The sequence below is a fragment of the Pseudomonas sp. 11/12A genome, from assembly GCF_000800055.1.
Lineage (GTDB): Bacteria > Pseudomonadota > Gammaproteobacteria > Pseudomonadales > Pseudomonadaceae > Aquipseudomonas > Aquipseudomonas mohnii.
Genome location: NZ_JUGV01000001.1, coordinates 843,883 through 861,549, shown reverse-complemented (window position 1 = coordinate 861,549; position 17,667 = coordinate 843,883). Strand labels below are relative to the sequence as shown.

Below are 17,667 nucleotides of genomic sequence, written 5' to 3'. Positions count from 1 at the left end.
TTATTTTTCTCAGTCCCAAGTGAAACGATAGACATGCCCAGGCTGCTCCGGATGGCATTTGCCGTTATCGGCATCGGCGCCGACGATCGACCACTCGGCACGGGACGTTTCGCCCAGTTCATGTGCAGCCTCGGGGGCGAAGCACTGGCCGAGCAACTCGTCCGGGACCAACGCATAAGCCTTGGGGTGATCGCGCAGCCATTGTGCAGCCTGCTCGACCGAGGACTCGGCCATACCGAAATGCACGATCGGCTGACGGGCGTACAACCAATGTCCCTCGCGCCAGTTGACCAGTACCAGGTCAGCACCGTGAGTCATTGACGCGGCTTGCTCCATGATGGCTACGTGTGGATTGGCGCCGTCCGTGATCGGCTCGATAAACCCACGGGCGAACCACAACACGAACCAGCCTGCCACCAGGGCCGGAAATGCCCGGCGCAGGCGCGGACGCCGCTTGAACCAGCGCTGCAGCAGCCAGGGAATCAGCGGCGCGGCCGCCAGTACCAGTCCCGGTAGCGCCGGGTAGATGTACAACTTGCGTTTGCCGGCACTGATGCAAAAGAACAGCACCACCAGCGTGACCCAACCGAGCAGCACCAGCACCCGACCGTCACGCTTTTGCAGCTGACGGCGCCAGGCCGGCACCAGCCATGGCAAGGCCAGTACCAACGGCAGCCAGTATTGCGGAATGACGTTGGTGAAGAAGTACCAGAACGGTTCCCGGTGGTCCCACGAAGCGGCGTAGCGTCCGGCGGTCTGGCGCAGGAGGATTTCCCGGGCATAGGCCACCTCGTCAGCGGAACCATTGAATACGATGGACAAGGTCAGGGGTAACAGCCAGACCGCAATCGCCGCCAGCATTACCAGCAACCCGAGCCACCATTTGCGCGCCTGGCCCGGCATGGCCACCACGCCCGACCAATCCTTGCGTACCGCATAGGCATAAGGGATCAGCATCAGCGCCGGCAGAAAGCCCACGCCTTTGGTGATCACGCCGATGCCCATGCCCGCACAGCCTACGTAGAACCAGCGCCATGCCGGCCCCAGCAACAGATGACGGGCCAGGCCGTACAGGCCCAGGGAAGTGAACAGAATCAGAAAGCTGTCGATCTGCCCGGTACGCAGGATGCTGTAAGTCTGGTAGGTCGCCAGGTACAACAGCGCGGCAATGCGCCCGATGCGCTGGTTCCACAGCCGTCGCCCCAGGTCATAGACCATCGCCGTGACGGTCACCGCGGAAAAAAGCCCGGGAATGAACAGGGCAAGGTTGGGTTTGCCGGTCAGCCAGGCGAAGAACGCCACCGTCCACATGAAGATCGGTGGTTTATCGCCGTAGATCTCCCCGGCGCGATGGGGAATCAGCCAAGAACCGTTGTGCAGCATTTCCAGGGCCACGCCGAGGAAACGTTCTTCATCGACGTTCTGCACCTGACGCAGGCCCAGACCGGCACCGACCAAAAGCAGGGCGAGCAACATCAACCCCAGGCATTCGACCCTGGGCGACAACGATCTGCGCATGACTTACTCCTTGAGGTTTTTGCTTTTTGCAATCAGTTGCAGGTTGCGCAGATAAACAATAAAGCCAAAAGCCTGGCCGGCAATGAACACCGGGTCCTGCCGGTAAATGGCATACATCAGCAGCAGGGCACTGCCGACGATACTCAGGTACCAGAAGCTGGTCGGGATCACGCTGCGTTTTTTGTATTCGCTGTACAGCCACTGCAGGACGAAACGGCCGGTGAACGCGATCTGGCCGGCAAAGCCGACCACCAACCACAAGGATTCGCGGGAAAGGTTCATTCCTGAACCTCCCGAGCCTGAGTATTCAGGCGAGTACGCTTGATCAACCACCACACCCCGAAGAGGTCGAGAATGCCGACAAGGGCGCGGTCGATATTGCCGTACTTGGACACGCCGGCGGTGCGGTGCCGGTGGTTGACGGGATGGACGACCATCTTGCCATTGTGGCGCTGGATCAGCGCTGGAATGTACCGATGCATATGATCGAAGTACGGCAGGCGCAAAAACGCCGCGCGTTGAATCAGTTTCAAGCCACAGCCAGTGTCGGGCGTGGCGTCCTTGAGCAGGCGGCTGCGCAGGCCATTGGCGAAACGCGAAGCCCAGCGCTTGCTCGCGGTGTCGCGGCGGTTGACCCGGTGCCCCGCCACCAGCTGCAAGTCGCCACTGCCACGCGGGTTACGCACCAGTGCCAACATGCCCGGGATGTCTGCCGGGTCATTCTGCCCATCGCCATCGAGCGTGGCCAGCCACTGCCCGCGAGCGGCCTGTGCCGCGTGGTACAGCGACGTGCTTTGGCCCAGCGAGCGATCATGATGCAGGATGCGTAACTGGCTCAGACCATTGTTTTTGGCCTGCTGCAGTTCGTGCAAGGTCGCATCGGTACTGCCATCGTCGACGACGATGATTTCATAAGACTCATCCGCCAGCGCCACGCGGACCTCCTCAAGCAAGGGCTTGAGATTGTTCGCTTCGTTCTTCGCAGGGATCAGTACCGATACAAAAATGTCATTGCTCATAGAGGCGCTCTTTTGCCTTGCTCTTTTATTTTCAAGGGAGAATGGTTCATAACTGATAGAACTGGCGATACCACTTCACAAACTCCCCGACGCCGGTGCCAACCGGCACCTGCGGACTGAAATCGACCCACTCTGCCAGGGCCGACACGTCGGCCCAGGTCTTGACCACATCGCCAGCCTGCAGCGGTAGATAGTTACGTTGCGCCTGCATCCCCAGCGCCGCTTCCAGGCAGTCAATGAACTCCAGCAGCGCCACTGGCTGGCCGCGACCGATATTGAACAACCGGTTGACACCTTCTCCCGCCCCGGTCGATACCGGTGGTCGTGTGCGCAATCGGGCAACGCTCTCGACGATGTCGTCGATGTACGTGAAGTCCCGTGCCATCTGGCCCTGATTATAGATATCGATCGGCCGGCCTTTGAGCATCGCCTCGGTAAACTTGAACAGCGCCATGTCCGGCCGCCCCCACGGTCCGTAAACCGTAAAGAAACGCAGCCCACTGGCCTTCAATCCGTACAGATGGCAATAACTCTCGGCCAGCAGCTCATTGGCGCGCTTGGTCGCGGCATACAAGGAAATGGGATGATCGACCGCGTCCTCGACACTGAACGGCATTTTGCTGTTGCTGCCGTACACCGAGCTGCTGGAAGCGTAGATCAAATGCGCGGGACTGTGGTGTCGGCAGGCTTCCAGCACATTGAGGAAACCCACCAGATTCGATTGCGCGTAGATATCGGGATTGTCCAGCGAATAGCGTACGCCGGCTTGTGCGGCCAGATGCACCACTTCGGTAAACGGATGATCGCGAAACAACGCCATCAACGCCGGCTTATCGACAATGTCCATTTTCTCGAAACGAAAGCCCGGCAAGCACTCCAGTTCCTTGAGTCGTGCGCGCTTGAGCGTGACGTCGTAATAGTCATTGAGGTTGTCGATGCCAACCACTTCATGGCCGTCCAGACATAGACGCCGGGCGGTGTGAAACCCAATGAATCCGGCAGCGCCGGTAATCAAAATAGTCATGCGAATCGTGTGCTATTGAGCACATCTTGTTTGGCTGATACCAACATCAACTTCATGCCTTGCTCCATCTTCCATTGCTTAAGGCCGATGACATTGTCGATGCAAGAAACGTGTAAATCCCCCACTTCAAGGACATCCTGTCCATGGCCCCGCATACGGTGCCCATCCAATTGTAAAAAAATCGTTAGTATTGCGTTAAAGCCTCATTAAACAGCCCAGATAGTTCGCAAATACTATTGCCATTGACGCACACCAATCTAAAGTGCATCCACGCAAGTGAAAACCTGAACCGGGTAAGGACGCAGAACCATGATCACCGAGCAAGAGACGACCTATGACGAGCCGCGACTCAACAGCACGGAAATCCGTATTCTGGGCTCTCTGATCGAAAAACAGGCCACCAGCCCGGAAACCTACCCGCTTACCCTCAATGCGCTGATGATCGCCTGCAACCAGAAGACCAGCCGTGAACCGGTGATGAACCTGACCCAGGGCCAGGTCGGTCAAAGCTTGCGCGCCCTTGAGGGACGCGGCTTCACCAAACTGGTGATGGGCAGCCGTGCGGATCGCTGGGAGCACAGGGTCGACAAGGCACTGGAACTGGTACCGGCTCAGGTGGTGCTGGCGGGACTGTTGTTCCTGCGTGGCCCACAAACGGTCAATGAGCTGCTGACCCGCAGCGGCCGCATGCATGACTTCGAAGATACCGACCAGGTGGTGCATCAGCTTGAACGCTTGATTGCCCGTGGCCTGGCCCTGCTGATTCCGCGCCAGGCCGGACAGCGGGAAGACCGGTATATGCATGCCTTGGGCGACCCGGCGGACATCGACGCGATTCTCGCGGCGCGGCAGAACCCGGTCGAACGTGGTGGTGGCAGCGCTGTTTCGGTTGAGCGGATCGAAGAGCTCGAGGCGCGGATTGCGGCACTGGAAGAGCGTTTGGCGCGCCTTGAGTAACCATAATTAGCTGAACAACAAATCCCGTGGCGAGGGTCATGCTGTTCAGTTCAGGACGAACACTGTACCTGTGGCGAGGGAGCTTGTCGGAACGCCGCCCGGAGCAAGCTCGCTCGCCACAAATACACCATCGCCGACTCGATCTCGGAGCCGTTCATTCCCCGTCCCAGTAATCCACCCCATCCGCCTGCCGGGCAACCGCGACAAACCCGGAGGCGTTACCCTGGGCATCGACCTTGAAGTCATCCATCACCGCATACTTGCCGGAGTCCGGATATTCGCAAATCTCCGGTGACTGCTGGGTGCTGACCGCCCCCCGGTTCCAGCACGTACAGGCGATAACCGAGCTTTTGAGCCCCCAGCTACTGACCCACGCGGGCCATGCGTTGCCGATAGCGGCCAGCGGTTTCACCGGTGGGCGCCAAGGCTTGGGGCAAGGGCTCGAGTTCGACCTGATTCAGGTTGAGAATGGGGGGATGCATGGATACCTCCTTGATCTGGTTTTAAGGCAGGCAAAAGACCTTCAACTGCGCGCAAACGCCACCGCTTGCTGAAATTGCTCATCCGTCGGCCGCACACCGGTATAAAGCACGAATTGCTCCAACGCCTGGAGCGCGATCACCTCCAGTCCGGTGATCACTTGCTTGCCCTCGGCACGACCACGCACGATCAGCGGCGTTTCCGAGGGAATCGCCACCACATCGAAGACGATATCAGCAGCCGCAATGACCTCGGTTTCGTACGCCAACTGCCCGGCCTCCGGGCCGCCATCCATACCGACCGGCGTGACATTGATCAGCATTTGCGGCCGTCTCTCCCCCAATTCCGCTTGCCATGGATAACCCAGGGACTCAGCCAGGGCCCGGCCTGCGCGCTCGTTGCGGGCCACGATCAGGCCGTTTGTGTAACCGCCATCGCGCAAGGCACTGGCCACCGCCTTGGCCATTCCGCCGCTGCCGCGCAGGGCAAAGGTGGTGTCCTTGGGCACTGCGTGGGTTTCCAGCAGCTGGGCAACCGCCATGTAATCGGTGTTATAGGCCTTGAGATGACCGTCGGTATTGACGATGGTGTTGATCGATTGAATGGCGGCGGCGGACGCGTCCAACTCATCGACCAGCGCAATGCAGGCTTCCTTGAACGGCATCGACACGCCGCAGCCGCGAATGCCCAAGGCACGAATACCGCCGACAGCGCCCGGCAAGTCGTGACTGCTGAAGGCTTTGTAGTAGAAATTCAGCCCCAGTTGTTCATACAGATGGTTGTGAAATCGCAGGCCAAAGTTACCGGGGCGTCCGGAGAGGGACATGCACAGCTGGGTGTCTCTGTTGGGGTTCATCTGCATGTGAATCTCCTTGCATTGCACTTTCAGATGGACGGGCTTGGCCAGTCCTGGGTGTTCTGATCAATCATATTCCAGGGCCTGCGCATGGTATCGGGCGACCGTAAGCAGGCCGGTACAGACCTTACACAAAATTTACCTAACGGCTGTGCTGATTATCAAAAAAGCGCTGTCTTAGAAGTATCCCCGCGACGATCCTTGGGTCTATTGCAGACGCAAGCGCCGGGGCGAAGAACCGAGGAATTATCATGATCCGTAAAATCCCCACAGTAGCCTTGCTGATCGGCGCGCTCGCTATCGCAGGACAGGCGCAAGCCCATGGTGGAGGTAATGACGCGGCGGTATTTGGAGCGATCGTCGGTACGGCCATCGTCGGCTCGGCCCTGATCAACGCCAACCGGCCGGTGTATGTCGAGCCACAACCCGTTTATGCACAGCCGGTCTACGCCCAACCCGCACCGGTGTATGTCGCACCACCGCCACCGGTTTACTACCAGCCGGCTCCGGTCTATGTGCAGCAACCGATCTACTACCGCCCGGCGCCGGTCTACTACGGACCTCCCCGTGGTTACTACGGACCTCCCCATGGTTACTACGGCCCTCCGCGTGGTTACTATGGCCCGCATTACGGTCACTACTGACACAGTCCGCAGGGGCCCGCTTGCTGGCGATGACGCGTTCAAAAACGCGATCGCCGGCCAGCAGGAACATTGAAAGGTGCGGTGACCGAGAAACGGTCATTTGCACCCACTGGCGTCAATGACCACTATCGAAAACGGTGATTGTCCGAAAAAACGCCCGCCCCGTAAGGTATCTCCATAGATCGCTGGAGGTACTGATGATGTCTCAGGTTCAGATTATGTCCGTTATCGGCAGTGCCGTTCCCGCCCCTCTCAGAGAGCTGGGATTACTCGCCTGCTGGTACCTGGTACAGGACGGCGAACAGATCAGCGGCCCGCTCACTTCGCTGCCGGCCGCCCAGGCATTGTCTGAGCGTATCGGCACTGGCCAGACGGGCAAATTCAGCGCTTAAGGCAGCTGAACCCGCGGTTTGGTTTCGATGAAGATCGCCCAGCTCGACATGAACAGCGCGGCAATCAGTGGACCGATCACAAAACCGTTGAGGCCGAAAATCGCCAGGCCGCCCAGGGTCGAGATCAGGATCAGATAGTCCGGCATCTTGGTGTCCTTGCCCACGAGGATCGGTCGCAGCACGTTGTCCACCAGTCCGATCACAAAAACCCCGAACAACCCCAATACCACGCCCTGCCAGATCGCCCCGGTGAACAGGAAAAATGCCGCCACCGGCGCCCAGACAATACCCGCCCCCACCGCTGGCAACAGGGACAGAAACGCCATCAACACGGCCCAGAGCAACGCGCTCGGGATGTCCAGAAACCAGAAAATCAAACCACCCAATGCGCCTTGTGTGATCGCCACCAGCAGATTGCCCTTCACCGTGGCCCGCACCACGCGGTTGAATTTGAGTTGCAGACGACGTTTCTGGTGTTCCTGCAGCGGTACGGCGGAGCGAACCTTGCGCGCCAGTTCGGCACCGTCCCGCAGAAAGAAGAACAGCAAGTAGAGCATGATGAAAAAACCCACCACAAAATCGAAAGTGCCCTGACCAAAACTGAAGACCTGCGTGGCGACAAACTCATTGCCCGTCACCGCGCTCTTGATGATTTTCTCCCGCAGGCCGTTCAGCTCGCCGACCCCGAACCGATCGAGCAAGTGCTGAAAGTACGGCGGCAGGCTGTGTTTGAAGTGCGTCACATAGCCTGCAATGTCCAACTCGCCGCTTTCGATTCTGTTGTAGAGCGCCGCCCCCTCCTGAACCAGCAAGGCACCAAGGATGATCACCGGCAGGATCGCGATCACCAGACAAACACTCAGCGTCAGCAACGACGTGACGTTGCGCTGCCAGCCAAACTTCAATTGCAACCGACGCTGCAATGGCGCAAACAGGATGCCGAGGATCACTGCCCAGAACACCGCGCCGTAGAACGGCAACAGAATCCAGATGAAGGCGATGCTCACCAGCCCCAACAACACCGTCAGTGACTTGTCTTGTAATGTCTCTTCGTTCATGTCCGATCCATGTCAGTCCGCCGGAACGCAATGTTGCGCCCTGATGCTTAGGCCACCATGGCTCGCGCGAGTGCCATCGTTTTTTTCATCAAGCATAGATCCAGATCAATAAACCTTCCGAGCAAGGCGTATACGCTCGGCGGCTTTTGCGATCGATCCCACCATGAACCAGATTGCTCCGGAACTGCTCGCCCCCGCCGGCACCTTGAAAAACATGCGTTATGCCTTCGCCTACGGCGCCGATGCCGTGTACGCGGGCCAGCCACGCTACAGCTTGCGCGTGCGCAATAACGAATTCGATCACGCCAACCTGGCCGTCGGCATTCGTGAAGCGCAGGCCCAGGGCAAGCGCTTCTACGTGGTGGTGAACATCGCGCCGCACAACGCCAAGCTCAAGACGTTCCTCAAGGATCTGGAACCCGTGATCGCCATGGCGCCGGACGCGTTGATCATGTCCGACCCCGGCCTGATCATGCTGGTGCGCCGGCACTTCCCGCAGATGCCGATTCACCTCTCGGTACAAGCCAATACGGTGAACTGGGCCAGTGTCGAGTTCTGGCAGCAGCAGGGCTTGAGCCGGATCATCCTCTCGCGGGAACTGTCTCTGGAAGAAATCGCCGAAATCCGCCAACAGGTTCCCGCCATGGAACTGGAGGTATTCGTGCACGGTGCGCTGTGCATGGCCTATTCGGGCCGCTGCCTGCTGTCGGGCTACCTGAACAAGCGCGACGCCAATCAAGGCAGTTGCACCAACGCCTGCCGCTGGAAGTACTCGGCGCAGGAGGCCACCGAAAACACGCTTGGCGAGATCGTCCAGCAGTTTCAGCCGGAACCGACCCTGGGTCTCGGCGCACCCACCGAGCAGGTGTTCCTGCTGCAAGAGGCCAATCGCCCCGACGAACTGATGCCCGCCTTCGAAGACGAGCATGGCACTTACATCATGAATGCCAAGGACCTGCGCGCCGTACAGCATGTCGAGCGCCTGACGCAGATGGGTGTGCACTCATTGAAAATCGAAGGCCGGACCAAATCGCATTTCTATTGTGCGCGGACCACCCAGGTCTACCGACGGGCCATCGATGATGCCGTGGCCGGCCGCGATTTCGACCGCAGCCTGATGACCGACCTCGAATCCCTTGCTCAGCGCGGCTACACCGAAGGCTTTCTGCGTCGGCATGTGCATGACGAGTACCAGAACTACCAGAACGGCAGCTCGGTGTCGGAGCAGCAACAGTTCGTCGGTGAACTGACCGGCGAGCGACGTGAGCGGTTGGCGGAAGTGAAGGTGAAGAATCGGTTTGGCCTGGGCGATCACATGGAGTTGATGACACCCAAGGGCAACTTCCACTTCGATCTGCATCAATTGCACAACATCCGGGGTGAAGCGATCGAGGTCGCGCCGGGGGATGGGCATACGGTGTACCTGCCGATTCCGGATGCGGTGGATTTGAGTTTCGGGTTGTTGATGCGGGATGTGCGCACGAGCTGATCAATCCGCGTTCACGGCTACCAGTTCGCTTAAGCAAATTCCTCGCGCAACATTGCCACGAACGCCTCTCGCGCCGGGTGCACCCCGGCGTTTTCATGCCAGTAGAACAAGTTCTCGATCGCCGTCAGCTCGGGAAACTCGTAACCCACGCACCCCGCGCCCTTGGCGTATTGATCGAACACACCCTTGGGTACCAGCGCCACGCCGGCCCCGGCGCTGACGCACCCGACAATCGCGCCGTAACTGGCCAGGCTGACAATCGGCAACGCCTGCCCTGACGCAACAACCAATGTTCCAGCGCCGCCCGATACGGACAACCCTGGGGCCACATAAAGACGGTCTTGTCATGCAGATCCCCCATGTCACGCACTGGCCCCAGCGATGTCGAGGCAATCAGCAACAGGTCTTCGCGGTACATCGGCGTGCGCTTGAGGTGCGAGCGCTCGACATCCACCGCGACGATCGCACCGTCAAGCCGATGATTTAGCGTGTCATCCAGCAACTGGCCCCAGGTGCCCGTGGTCAGTTCCAGCGCCACTTGCGGGAAGCGCTTGTGGAATTTGGCCAGCAGTCGCGGCAAGCGACCGGTGGCCGAGGACTCGATGGCGCCGATGCGCAACGGCCCGGAGGGCTCGGCCGCGGGGTCCACCGCTCGTTTCGCCTCCGCGGTCAACGCCAGGATTTTCGAGGCGTAGGCCAGAAAGGTCTGACCCGACGGACTGATGCGCAGCCCGCGCCCCTCGCGCAAAAACAACGCGACACCCAACTCCGCCTCCAGCGACTTGATCCGCGCCGTGATGTTCGACGGCACGCAATGCAGCACGTCTGCCGCACGGGCGATGCTGCCCATTTCGGCAACGGTCTTGAACATGCGAATCTGTGCCAGCTCCATACATCACCCAAAGTGAACGGTTAACACATTATAAGTCAGTTGTGGCGAATGGTTCGGGTTCAGATACTCAGAGCACCTGCCTACCGGTGCATGACCATGAAGCCGCTCACACACTCCTCCGTTTCGCCCTTGAAGATCATCCTGGCCATGGCGTTTGTCGTGACCTGCTGGGGGTATTCCCCGACCGGCATCCATATCGGCTTGCTCGCCTACGACCCCGTGCATCTGGCGCTTTTGCGTTTCCTGCTGGCATCGGTGTTCATGGCCGTGGTCGCATTGTGCAGAGGCATTCGCCTGCCCGGGCTGCGCGATGTTCCACTGCTGTTCGGGCTGGGTTTCTTTGCGGTCAGCCTGCATCACGTGGCGATCAACGTCGGCCAGCAAGGCGTCAGCGCTGGCGCTTCCAGTGTGCTGGCACAAACCACGCCGCTGTTCAGCACCTTGCTCGCGCGCTTCGCGTTCAAGGACCGGGTCAGCCTCTGGCGCTGGGGCTGCGTTTTATTAGGCCTGCTCGGCGTGTTGATTGTGGTGGCGGGCGATCATGGCCTCGGCAGCATCGACGCCCACGGCTTGCTGATCCTGCTGGCGGCGCTGTCCTGGAGTCTGTATTTCGCCCTGCAAAAGCATCACACCGGGCGTTATGACGGGTTGACCCTGGTCTGTTACACGGTCTGGTCCGGGACGTTACTGTTACTGGTTTTTCTGCCCGGCCTTGTGGAGCAGGTCGCCGTGGCGCCGCTGCGCGTGCAGCTGGCAGTGTTTGCCCTGGGGATATTCCCCAGTGCCTTGGCGTATCTGGCCTGGGCCTATGTATTGGCACATGTGGATTTGAGTCGGGCGACGATGGCGCTGTATCTGGTACCGCCGACGGCGATGGCCATTGCGTCGTTTGCACTGGGTGAAAGGCCGACGCTGATGGTTGGGGTTGGAGCGGTTGTGGTGTTGATCAGCGTGTTGGCGCTGAATCTGGAGCGGCGAGTGGTCGTTCAAGTGGCCAATGCCTGAACACTGAAGATCCCTGTGAGAACGAGCTTGCTCGCTCCCACAGAGGGGCGGCGGCACCACGATCAACTGCCGGCAGGCGAAAAACGGTCGCGACTGTTGGTCAAATGCAGCCACATCGCTGCCCGCGCCGCGTCCGGGTCCTGGCGCTTGATGGCGTTGAGAATTGCCTCATGTTCGAGGTTGGCCAGTTCGCCGAGTTTGCTCAGGTCCACTGCGCCGCGCTCGGCGGCGTTGACCCGGGTTCGCGGAATCATGGCGCTACCCAGATGCTGCATGATCTCGGTGAAGCACACATTGCCCGTGGCTTCGGCGATCAGCAGGTGGAAGCGCCGATCCGCTTCCACACAACTGTCATTGTTGGCCAGCAGACGCTGATAGTCGTCGAGCGCCTCGCGCATCTGCGCCAACTGTTGATCGCTGCGGCGAATGGCGGCCAGTGCGGCGGCCTGGGTTTCCAGGCCCATGCGCAATTCCAGAATGCTGCGCACCCCCAGCGCCGTATCGACATTCAGTCGCAAGCCCTGTTCGGGCGCACGCTCCAGCACAAAGGTGCCGATGCCGTGCCGGGTCTCCACCAGGCCGGATGCCTGCAACTTCGAAATCGCCTCCCGCACCACGGTACGACTGACACCGTGCTCCTGAACAATCGTGTTCTCCGACGGCAGCTTTGCGCCAGGCAACATCTGCCCGAGCAGGATGCTCTGGGTCAGCTTGGCCACCAGGTCATGGGCCAGGTTGTGGCTGCGCTTGCGGGCAGGTGCATCGAGATCTTCTTGCATGACACTCATCCAAAAGCAGAACTAGCGCAATCGTAGCACTGCGATCGCCTGAAAACTCAAGAAAACACCACTCAACTTGTATGACAACACTCAACAACCAGTCGAATAACCTCCAATCAATCCGCTAAAAACCACCGACCAAGGAATAAAAATAGCTGTTATAGCGCCGTTTTATTCGGGAAAAGCTATTGCAGTATAAAAAAATGCAGTTGTATGATGTCTATCAACAACGCAGCACCCAGCCGCACCCCGCATAAAAATAACGAGTGGGAGAAAACGCAGTGAAAACATCCATATCAGCCATGGACGATGGCGCCGATTCGGTGCTCAAGTCCGCCATCTCGAAAGTCAAACGTCACGTCTTGCCGCTGTTCGTGATCATGTTCATCGTCAATTACATTGACCGCGTGAACATCGGCTTCGTCCGCGCCCACATGGAACACGACCTGGGTATTGGCGCTGCCGCCTACGGCCTGGGCGCCGGTCTGTTCTTCATCGGCTACGCACTGTTCGAGGTGCCCTCCAACATCCTTCTGCAGAAAGTCGGCGCTCGCCTCTGGCTGACCCGCATCATGCTGACCTGGGGCCTGGTCGCGGCAGGCATGGCGTTTATCCAGACCGAAACCCACTTCTACGTCCTGCGTTTTCTGTTGGGTGTGGCCGAAGCCGGGTTTTTCCCTGGCGTGATCTACTACTTCACTCGTTGGTTGCCCGGTGTGGAGCGCGGCAAGGCCATCGCCATTTTCCTCAGCGGCTCGGCGGTTGCGTCGCTGATTTCCGGCCCGCTGTCCGGGTTGCTCCTGCAAATCAACGGCTTCGGGATGCACGGCTGGCAGTGGATGTACTTCATTGAAGGAATGTTTTCGGTCGGGCTGTGCGTGTTTGTCTGGTTCTGGCTTGACTCCAGGCCCCACGACGCGAAATGGCTGACCCGCGAAGAGCAGGACGCACTGGTCCAGGCCATCGATGACGAACAACTGGCCCGAGAAGCCGCGACGCCGATCAAACCGTCCCTGGGCAAACTGCTCAAGGACCGCCAGATCATCCTGTTCTGCCTGATCTACTTCTTCATTCAACTGACCATCTACGCCGCCACCTTCTGGCTGCCGAGCATCATCAAAAAAATGGGCGACTTGAGCGACGTCCAGGTCGGGATGTTCAACTCGATTCCGTGGCTGCTGTCGATTGTCGGCATGTACGCCTTTGCCTCGCTGTCGGCCAAATGGAAACACCAGCAAGCATGGGTCGCCGCCGCTCTGTTGATCGCCGCCGCCGGGATGTTCATGTCCACCACCGGCGGGCCGGTCTTCGCCTTTGTCGCAATCTGCTTCGCCGCACTGGGTTTCAAATCGGCGTCATCGCTGTTCTGGCCGATCCCCCAGGCCTATCTGGATGCCCGAATCGCCGCTGGCGTCATCGCGTTGATCAACTCGGTGGGCAACCTCGGCGGGTTCGTTGCGCCGACCACCTTCGGCCTGCTGGAAGAACGCACCGGCTCCATTCAGGGCGGCCTGTACGGCCTGGCCGCGACGTCGATCATCGCCGCGATCATCGTCTTTGCCGCACGCAACACACCCAAAGCCGCTTCCATCACCACAACGGCCAAACCGGCGGCCCACCACGCCTGATGACTTTTCAAGAACACGGCTTAAAAGGATAAGAACATGACCCTGCAAGAAACCGCCAACGCCCCGATCATCACCAGCATGCAAGTTGTTCCGGTGGCTGGCCACGATGGCATGCTGCTCAACCTGAGCGGCGCCCACGGGCCGTTTTTTACCCGCAACATCGTGATCCTCAAGGACAACGCCGGCCACACCGGCGTCGGCGAAGTACCGGGTGGCGAGCGCATTCGCCAGACCCTCGAAGACGCCCGCAGCCTGGTGGTCGGCAGCCCGATCGGCACCTACCAGAAGGTTCTCAATCAAGTGCGCCAGACCTTCGCCGACCGCGACGCCGGCGGTCGTGGCCTGCAGACCTTCGACCTGCGCATTACCATCCACGCCGTCACGGGGCTGGAGGCGGCGCTGCTCGATCTGCTCGGTCAGCATCTGGACGTACCCGTCGCCGCCCTGCTCGGCGAAGGCCAGCAGCGTGATGAAGTGAAAATGCTCGGCTATCTGTTTTATGTCGGTGACCGCCAGCAAACCGATCTTGCCTACCGTAGCGAGCCGGATGCCGACAATGACTGGTTCCAGGTGCGTCACGAAAAAGCCATGACCACCGACGCCGTGGTGCGCCTGGCCGAAGCAGCTCATTCGAAGTACGGCTTCAAGGATTTCAAGCTCAAGGGCGGCGTACTCAGCGGCGATGCTGAAATCGAAGCGGTGACGGCCCTGGCCGAACGCTTCCCTGACGCACGCATCACCCTCGATCCGAATGGTGCCTGGTCCCTCAAAGAGGCCATTCGCTTGTGCCGCGACCAGCACAAGGTACTGGCTTACGCCGAAGACCCCTGCGGCGCGGAAAACGGTTACTCGGGACGCGAAGTCATGGCTGAGTTCCGCCGCGCCACGGGCCTGAAGACCGCGACCAACATGATTGCCACCGACTGGAGGGAAATGGGCCACGCGATCCAGTTGCAATCGGTGGACATCCCGCTGGCGGACCCGCACTTCTGGACCCTGCAGGGCTCGGTGCGCGTGGCCCAGATGTGCCATGAATGGGGCCTGACCTGGGGCTCGCACTCCAACAACCATTTCGATATTTCCCTGGCGATGTTCACCCATGTCGCGGCGGCCGCACCGGGTGAAATCACGGCGATCGACACCCACTGGATCTGGCAGGACGGCCAACGCCTGACCAAAGCCCCACTGCAAATCGTCGAGGGCTGCGTGCAGGTGCCGCAGAAACCCGGGCTGGGCATCGAGCTGGATATGGATCAGGTGGTCAAGGCCCATGAACTCTACAAGGGCATGGGGCTGGGTGCGCGGGATGACAGCGTCGCGATGCAGTTTCTGATTCCGGGGTGGACATTCGATAACAAGCGGCCGAGCCTGGTGCGTTGATTTAGCGGATGCATGCCCTCCAACGACCCGCCCTGCCGCCTATGGTCGGCAGGGCCCAAAAACCATTCGGAACGGAGCAATTAACCCCCTAACATGACGCGCAACTGAATCGATGACGGACGACACCCACATGGACAGACTGAAAACTTTCGCGGTTTGCGTGGCGGCGCTCGCGGCTGGCCAATGCCTCGCACAGGATCAAATGGAGACGCTGGTGAATACCGCCGTGCGCCCGGTCATGCAAGCCCAGGGCATACCCGGAATGGCTGTGGCGGTGACCGTCAACGGCACGCCGCACTACTTCAACTACGGGGTAGCATCGAAAGAAAGCGCGCAACCGGTCACTGAAAACACCCTGTTCGAAATCGGCTCCCTGAGCAAAACCTTCACCGCCACCCTCGCCGCCTACGCCCAGGCCAGCGGCAAGTTGTCGCTGTCCGACAAGGCCAGCCAGGTGTGGCCCGCATTGCGCGGCAGTGCGTTCGATCACATCAGCGTGCTGCAACTGGGCACCTACACCGCGGGCGGCCTGCCGCTGCAATTCCCCACCGCCGCCGACTCGGCGGACAAGATGCTCGGCTATTTCAAACAATGGCAACCGACCTACGCCGCTGGTACCCACCGGCTGTATTCGAATCCGAGCCTCGGTTTATTCGGCTACCTCGCGGCCCAAAGCATGGGCCAGCCATTCGATGAACTGATGGACAACACGCTGCTGCCCAAACTCGGCCTCAAACACACCTACCTCAACGTCCCCCAGGCACAGATGAATCTATACGCGCAGGGCTACAACAAGGACGACAAGCCCGTACGCGTGGGGCCTGGCGCGCTGGACTCCGAGGCTTACGGGGTGAAAACCAGCACCTCGGACCTGATCGGCTATGTGCAAGCGAACCTGCAACCGAGCTCGCTGGAAAAACCGCTGCAACAGGCAATCGCCCTCACCCACACCGGCTACTACCGCGTCGGCGAGATGACCCAGGGCCTGGGATGGGAGCTCTATCAGTACCCGGTCACCCTGGATCAATTGCTGGCGGGCAACTCGCCACAGATGGCCATGGAGGCGCACAAGGTCCAGTGGCTCAACCCGCCTCAGCCGCAACCGGAAAACCTGCTGCTGAACAAAACCGGGTCGACCGGTGGCTTCGGCGCCTATGCCCTGTTTGTGCCGTCGAAGGACATCGGCATCGTGATCCTGGCCAACAAAAACTACCCGATTGCGGAGCGGGTCAAGATCGCTCACCAGATTTTGAGTGCACTGAGCCAGTGAACCGAGGGTAGTGCCTCTGTGGCGAGGGGGCTTGTGGGACGCCGCACCGCCCCGTTCGGCTGCGCAGCAGTCGCACAACCTGCCTATGAAGTCGATCTGGAATAACGCCAATGCCACATGTAGCGCCGCTTCATAGCTCGACGAGGGCTATGGCTGAAACCCCTCAATCATCCGGCATTTCCGCTGGTTTGGCGGGCTTGGCTGGTTTGGCCGGCTTACCGGATTTTGTGCCTTTTGCGCCCTTGGCGGTCGGCTCCGGTTCGGCTGCCGGCGCTACCGTGGGTGCTGGCGTTTCCTTCTCGGCCGCCGGCAACTGATCGACAGCGGCGAACACCTCTTTCAGCTCGACAGGTCCGGACTGTTCAAGCTTCTTTTCGCCGTCCTTGCCCACCAGAATCACCTTGGTCTTGGCTCCGGCACCCAGTTTGAGTGAACGAATCAACGCTGCCGTGTCCTGCGGCCCGAGGTCTTTGCCATCGCGCTGGCCCATCAGATTGAGCACCGTGTACAACACCAGGTTTCGCTCGGTGAACCCCTTTTTGTTATCCGGCTCTTCCAGCGACTTTTTCAGGCTGACCCACGTCGGGTCGACCGTACTGGGAGCGATGACAATCAGTGGCCGGGACCTGCCCTTGTCCATGTCCAGCGGTGAGTCGCCATCAGCGGCGAACAAGGGACCGGCAACTGCCAGCAGGGTAGCCAGGGTCAGTGACCTGATGAGCATGCGCATCTCCTTTTGATATCCACGCTCTAATGATTGCGCATCGCGGCGATCGTTCCGGGTGACGCTCCGCAAATGTTGTTCGCCTTGTCCAAAGCTTAGGTCAGGGCGGTCGAAGCGCAACAGGCCGGGCTAAACTCAAGATTCATGGAAACCCACCTGATCCGCCGTGAGGACCACTGCATGAGCGCTCAGTTGAATCACACCATTGTCTGGTGCCGCGACAAGCAACTATCGGCCAACTTCCTCGCAGACCTTCTCGGCTTGCCCGCCCCGCAGCCCTTTGGCCCGATGCTGGTCGTCAAGTTCGACAACGGCGTGTCACTGGACTTCTACGACAATGACCCGCCGATCGCGTCACAGCACTATGCGTTCTTGATTGGCGAGGATGATTTCGACGAGGTCTTTGCGCGCCTTCTGGCCCATGGTCAGCAGTGGTGGGCTGACCCTGGTAAACAACGGCCGAAGGAGATCAATGAGTTTGCGGGGGGGCGACGGGTGTATTTCGATGACCCGGACGGGCATCTGCTGGAAATATTCACCCGTGAGTGACGC

17 protein-coding genes and 2 pseudogenes are annotated in these 17,667 nt (G+C 59.8%); 9 read left to right on the top strand and 10 right to left on the bottom strand.

Annotated features, from left to right (window positions below):
• Nucleotides 1-9: 9 nt before the first annotated feature.
• From GQ39_RS04060 to GQ39_RS04045, 4 genes are read right to left on the bottom strand one after another with little or no spacing between them, the layout of a single operon-like run.
• Nucleotides 10-1,518, bottom strand: coding sequence for an ArnT family glycosyltransferase (locus tag GQ39_RS04060; RefSeq protein ID WP_047527503.1), 1,509 nt, complete (start codon nt 1,516-1,518; stop codon nt 10-12).
• Nucleotides 1,519-1,521: 3 nt separating this feature from the next.
• A complete protein-coding gene (locus GQ39_RS04055; RefSeq protein ID WP_047527501.1) occupies nt 1,522-1,800 on the bottom strand; it encodes a lipid-A-disaccharide synthase N-terminal domain-containing protein in 279 nt (92 codons plus the stop codon).
• Nucleotides 1,797-2,537 carry a glycosyltransferase family 2 protein gene (locus GQ39_RS04050; protein WP_047527499.1) on the bottom strand — a complete coding sequence of 247 codons (741 nt, stop codon included), beginning with the start codon at nt 2,535-2,537 and terminating at the stop codon, nt 1,797-1,799. The genes GQ39_RS04055 and GQ39_RS04050 overlap by 4 nt, the downstream gene beginning before the upstream one ends.
• Nucleotides 2,538-2,583: 46 nt before the next feature.
• A complete protein-coding gene (locus GQ39_RS04045; protein WP_047527496.1) occupies nt 2,584-3,561 on the bottom strand; it encodes an NAD-dependent epimerase/dehydratase family protein in 978 nt (325 codons plus the stop codon).
• Nucleotides 3,562-3,870: 309 nt separating this feature from the next.
• On the opposite strand from GQ39_RS04045, the gene GQ39_RS04040 reads away from it, so the two are divergent.
• A complete protein-coding gene (locus GQ39_RS04040) occupies nt 3,871-4,518 on the top strand; it encodes a YceH family protein (RefSeq protein ID WP_047527494.1) in 648 nt (215 codons plus the stop codon).
• 154 nt (nt 4,519-4,672) lie between these two features.
• On the opposite strand, the pseudogene GQ39_RS04035 reads toward GQ39_RS04040, so the two are convergent.
• Nucleotides 4,673-5,000: pseudogene (locus GQ39_RS04035) on the bottom strand (hypothetical protein).
• A gap of 41 nt (nt 5,001-5,041) precedes the next feature.
• Nucleotides 5,042-5,860 (bottom strand): shikimate 5-dehydrogenase, encoded by an 819-nt coding sequence (locus GQ39_RS04030; protein WP_047527491.1) that lies wholly within the window; start codon nt 5,858-5,860, stop codon nt 5,042-5,044.
• Between the two features lie 245 nt (nt 5,861-6,105).
• Here GQ39_RS04030 and GQ39_RS04025 point away from each other — a divergent pair, with 245 nt between their 5' ends.
• Both GQ39_RS04025 and GQ39_RS04020 read left to right on the top strand, forming a co-directional pair.
• A complete protein-coding gene (locus GQ39_RS04025) occupies nt 6,106-6,498 on the top strand; it encodes a hypothetical protein (RefSeq protein WP_047527489.1) in 393 nt (130 codons plus the stop codon).
• A gap of 200 nt (nt 6,499-6,698) precedes the next feature.
• Nucleotides 6,699-6,890 (top strand): hypothetical protein, encoded by a 192-nt coding sequence (locus tag GQ39_RS04020; protein ID WP_047538427.1) that lies wholly within the window; start codon nt 6,699-6,701, stop codon nt 6,888-6,890.
• Here GQ39_RS04020 and GQ39_RS04015 read toward each other — a convergent pair.
• Nucleotides 6,887-7,948 carry an AI-2E family transporter gene (locus tag GQ39_RS04015; RefSeq protein ID WP_047527488.1) on the bottom strand — a complete coding sequence of 354 codons (1,062 nt, stop codon included), beginning with the start codon at nt 7,946-7,948 and terminating at the stop codon, nt 6,887-6,889. The two genes, GQ39_RS04020 and GQ39_RS04015, sit on opposite strands and share 4 nt — an antisense overlap.
• Before the next feature lie 163 nt (nt 7,949-8,111).
• Here GQ39_RS04015 and trhP point away from each other — a divergent pair, with 163 nt between their 5' ends.
• Nucleotides 8,112-9,437: a prephenate-dependent tRNA uridine(34) hydroxylase TrhP gene (gene trhP, locus GQ39_RS04010; protein WP_047527487.1), complete on the top strand. Its 1,326-nt coding sequence runs from the start codon at nt 8,112-8,114 to the stop codon at nt 9,435-9,437.
• Between the two features lie 29 nt (nt 9,438-9,466).
• On the opposite strand, the pseudogene GQ39_RS04005 reads toward trhP, so the two are convergent.
• Nucleotides 9,467-10,329, bottom strand: a pseudogene (locus GQ39_RS04005) (LysR family transcriptional regulator).
• Nucleotides 10,330-10,425: 96 nt separating this feature from the next.
• Here GQ39_RS04005 and GQ39_RS04000 point away from each other — a divergent pair.
• A complete protein-coding gene (locus GQ39_RS04000) occupies nt 10,426-11,334 on the top strand; it encodes a DMT family transporter (protein WP_047527484.1) in 909 nt (302 codons plus the stop codon).
• Nucleotides 11,335-11,396: 62 nt separating this feature from the next.
• Here the strand turns inward: GQ39_RS04000 and GQ39_RS03995 are convergent, their stop codons facing one another.
• Nucleotides 11,397-12,113 (bottom strand): FadR/GntR family transcriptional regulator, encoded by a 717-nt coding sequence (locus GQ39_RS03995; protein WP_047527482.1) that lies wholly within the window; start codon nt 12,111-12,113, stop codon nt 11,397-11,399.
• A gap of 281 nt (nt 12,114-12,394) precedes the next feature.
• Between GQ39_RS03995 and GQ39_RS03990 the strand changes: the two genes are divergently transcribed.
• From GQ39_RS03990 to ampC, 3 genes are all read left to right on the top strand, one after another.
• The gene (locus GQ39_RS03990) at nt 12,395-13,741 is read left to right on the top strand and encodes an MFS transporter (RefSeq protein WP_047527479.1); all 1,347 of its coding nucleotides are present in this window, start codon (nt 12,395-12,397) and stop codon (nt 13,739-13,741) included.
• 36 nt (nt 13,742-13,777) lie between these two features.
• Nucleotides 13,778-15,121 (top strand): glucarate dehydratase, encoded by a 1,344-nt coding sequence (gene gudD / locus GQ39_RS03985; RefSeq protein ID WP_047527478.1) that lies wholly within the window; start codon nt 13,778-13,780, stop codon nt 15,119-15,121.
• Nucleotides 15,122-15,251: 130 nt separating this feature from the next.
• A complete protein-coding gene (gene ampC, locus GQ39_RS03980) occupies nt 15,252-16,391 on the top strand; it encodes a class C beta-lactamase (RefSeq protein ID WP_047527477.1) in 1,140 nt (379 codons plus the stop codon).
• A gap of 163 nt (nt 16,392-16,554) precedes the next feature.
• Here the strand turns inward: ampC and GQ39_RS03975 are convergent, their stop codons facing one another.
• Nucleotides 16,555-17,115, bottom strand: coding sequence for a DUF4174 domain-containing protein (locus GQ39_RS03975; RefSeq protein WP_047527476.1), 561 nt, complete (start codon nt 17,113-17,115; stop codon nt 16,555-16,557).
• Between the two features lie 180 nt (nt 17,116-17,295).
• On the opposite strand from GQ39_RS03975, the gene GQ39_RS03970 reads away from it, so the two are divergent.
• The gene (locus tag GQ39_RS03970) at nt 17,296-17,664 is read left to right on the top strand and encodes a VOC family protein (RefSeq protein WP_047538424.1); all 369 of its coding nucleotides are present in this window, start codon (nt 17,296-17,298) and stop codon (nt 17,662-17,664) included.
• The last annotated feature ends 3 nt before the right edge of the window (nt 17,665-17,667 follow it).

Bases quoted from the DNA above. Each gene is read 5' to 3' on its own strand.
- ampC (WP_047527477.1), top strand. From the start codon at position 15,252: ATGGACAGACTGAAAACTTTCGCGGTTTGCGTGGCGGCGCTCGCGGCT.
- GQ39_RS03970 (WP_047538424.1), top strand. From the start codon at position 17,296: ATGAGCGCTCAGTTGAATCACACCATTGTCTGGTGCCGCGACAAGCAA.
- trhP (WP_047527487.1), top strand. From the start codon at position 8,112: ATGAACCAGATTGCTCCGGAACTGCTCGCCCCCGCCGGCACCTTGAAA.
- GQ39_RS04055 (WP_047527501.1), bottom strand. From the start codon at position 1,800: ATGAACCTTTCCCGCGAATCCTTGTGGTTGGTGGTCGGCTTTGCCGGC.
- GQ39_RS04060 (WP_047527503.1), bottom strand. From the start codon at position 1,518: ATGCGCAGATCGTTGTCGCCCAGGGTCGAATGCCTGGGGTTGATGTTG.
- GQ39_RS04020 (WP_047538427.1), top strand. From the start codon at position 6,699: ATGTCTCAGGTTCAGATTATGTCCGTTATCGGCAGTGCCGTTCCCGCC.
- GQ39_RS04015 (WP_047527488.1), bottom strand. From the start codon at position 7,948: ATGAACGAAGAGACATTACAAGACAAGTCACTGACGGTGTTGTTGGGG.
- GQ39_RS04040 (WP_047527494.1), top strand. From the start codon at position 3,871: ATGATCACCGAGCAAGAGACGACCTATGACGAGCCGCGACTCAACAGC.
- GQ39_RS04000 (WP_047527484.1), top strand. From the start codon at position 10,426: ATGAAGCCGCTCACACACTCCTCCGTTTCGCCCTTGAAGATCATCCTG.
- GQ39_RS04025 (WP_047527489.1), top strand. From the start codon at position 6,106: ATGATCCGTAAAATCCCCACAGTAGCCTTGCTGATCGGCGCGCTCGCT.
- GQ39_RS04050 (WP_047527499.1), bottom strand. From the start codon at position 2,537: ATGAGCAATGACATTTTTGTATCGGTACTGATCCCTGCGAAGAACGAA.
- GQ39_RS04030 (WP_047527491.1), bottom strand. From the start codon at position 5,860: ATGCAGATGAACCCCAACAGAGACACCCAGCTGTGCATGTCCCTCTCC.
- gudD (WP_047527478.1), top strand. From the start codon at position 13,778: ATGACCCTGCAAGAAACCGCCAACGCCCCGATCATCACCAGCATGCAA.
- GQ39_RS03975 (WP_047527476.1), bottom strand. From the start codon at position 17,115: ATGCTCATCAGGTCACTGACCCTGGCTACCCTGCTGGCAGTTGCCGGT.
- GQ39_RS03995 (WP_047527482.1), bottom strand. From the start codon at position 12,113: ATGCAAGAAGATCTCGATGCACCTGCCCGCAAGCGCAGCCACAACCTG.
- GQ39_RS04045 (WP_047527496.1), bottom strand. From the start codon at position 3,561: ATGACTATTTTGATTACCGGCGCTGCCGGATTCATTGGGTTTCACACC.